The 1,939-nt window shown below is 36.9% G+C and carries 2 protein-coding genes; both read left to right on the plus strand.

Going from position 1 to position 1,939, the window contains the following annotated elements; all coding sequences use genetic code 11:
- Positions 1-115: 115 nt before the first annotated feature.
- Positions 116-910, plus strand: coding sequence for a Cthe_2314 family HEPN domain-containing protein (locus CXF72_RS00335; RefSeq protein ID WP_101036055.1), 795 nt, complete (start codon positions 116-118; stop codon positions 908-910).
- Between the two features lie 127 nt (positions 911-1,037).
- On the plus strand, positions 1,038-1,406 hold the full coding sequence (locus CXF72_RS00340; protein WP_101036056.1) for a hypothetical protein: 369 nt from the start codon (positions 1,038-1,040) through the stop codon (positions 1,404-1,406).
- The last annotated feature ends 533 nt before the right edge of the window (positions 1,407-1,939 follow it).

The following is a 1,939-nucleotide window of genomic DNA, read 5'->3' on the forward strand; positions in this document are numbered from 1 at the left end:
AGCATTTAAACGGAACAAAAAAACAGTGGGTTATGTTTCGCTTCGCTCCACATTTTAACCCACTATTTTAGTCCGCTTAGCATGGCGTTAGCTATCTTCGTTACCTTGGAGAGTCATGAGTAAAGAGTATTATTGGTGGGATTTAGACGAGTCAACTTTTAAAGGTGTTCTTTATGACTCTATAAATATGTATTTCCTGCATGATCATCCGTATAAAAATTGGGAAGAGTTTTCTGAGGCTGATCCGCATATGGCTTATGCTCATCTTACCCAAGTAAGGTTTGATGCCCTTGAACAACAATTTGTAGATTTAAGAGTCATTCCGCAAATGCTTGGTGTCGAAAATATCCCTATAAAATCTTCCGTAAAAGATATTAATAGGCATGACTGGCTAAAATCGATTGTAGATTTAACTCTATTTCGGTTCGCGAGTTTACGTGATATAGCTTTCCATTTTGTAAATGAGGTTCTAGAACTTAAAATTCCAGATAATAGACTAAATATAAAACAACTGAAAAAAGACCTCAGAGATAACCATAAAGAAATTCTATCTAGTTTAAAAGTACTTGATAGCACTGGAACTCCGCTCCGACTAGATCGTAATGAAAGAGCCCACAAAGGTTTTTGTGATTTATATACTGGCGATGATCAGCTTTTTAAAAGTATCTCGTGGTTAGAGGGACATAAAGCTGACATTAATGGGGATGGTTATAATTTAGTTGAAATTTATGAATATTCGAGAGATAAAATTTATAGCATTGTAGTAAAAGAAGTAAATGAAGCACTCAGTGCATGTATTGATTTAGTTGACGAACTTTATTTTCATTACAGAGATAGACACGACGAACTATCAAAAAACTCTAGAAATGGTGTTTCTGGGCATTTTAATAGTTATCATCGTAATAAATAGCTAACAAGGCAATTAAACGGAACTAAAACAGTGGGTTACGTTTCGCTCCGCTTTACATTATAACCCACAACTTTAGTCCGCTTATTGCGGCGTTAGCACTAAAGTCATATCGAGGATATTGAATATTATGTTGGAAGCATTTGCAGGAATCGGATTTTTGGTTTGCGCTCATTTTGTTTACTTAGAGTGGTCAAAATCACGTGAAATAAAATTAGAGTACAAACGCATTCAGAAAATAGTTGAAGAAGCAGTAAATGTTGGTGTTTCTTCTCAACATGCCAAGGTAATAAACCTTGCATCTAACTCAACTCAAGCTGCATTAGCTTTTCAGGAAATTGTTGCTGCTATGGGTATTAAAGCAAATTTGGTAAGTGTGTTTACTACTCTTGGGCATCCTAATAAAGAAATTCTTGATAAAATTCCTGGTTCTGACCGAGATATAGGCATAACAAAAGCATTAAAAGAAGCTGTAAATGAACTTACTCAAAGTAATTAGTGCTAACAAATAAGGATAGATGTCGCGCAGCCGACACCTTATCTGGTTGTTGAACAAGCCCGTGCCTACTTATTTATAGTAAATTGTGGGATCTGTATTGGCTGGTGTTTCGCCTTGTTGCTTTTTTAAAGGCGAGTGAAGCTGGGATAAGGTTGAGAGTTCAACTTTATCAAGGTGTTAGTTCATGTTTGCTTCTTATTCGCATTGACTCCTGTTATTAGTGGTGGCCATTATCCTTATACTATTTCCTTGCGGCTAGGTCACTCGTGTTACCCCGACACACTTCATTTCATGCTGGCATGCTTGGTTTACTCACGGATGGTATCCAGTGATAGGTGGTAATGAGCAGTAATTGTATGCGTCGTCGTAGCTTTTTCGCGTTACCCCGCAAGAAACCATAATCGCGGAATAATTCATAGCCACAATAATTCATAGCCACCCATCATTAATTCATAGCCACCCATCATTATTGGCGGATATTTACGCAATGGGCTAGTCTTTAGTTACCTTTGTTTACTTGCAGGTAATAAATA

Source organism: Psychromonas sp. MB-3u-54 (assembly GCF_002836415.1).
GTDB lineage: Bacteria > Pseudomonadota > Gammaproteobacteria > Enterobacterales > Psychromonadaceae > Psychromonas.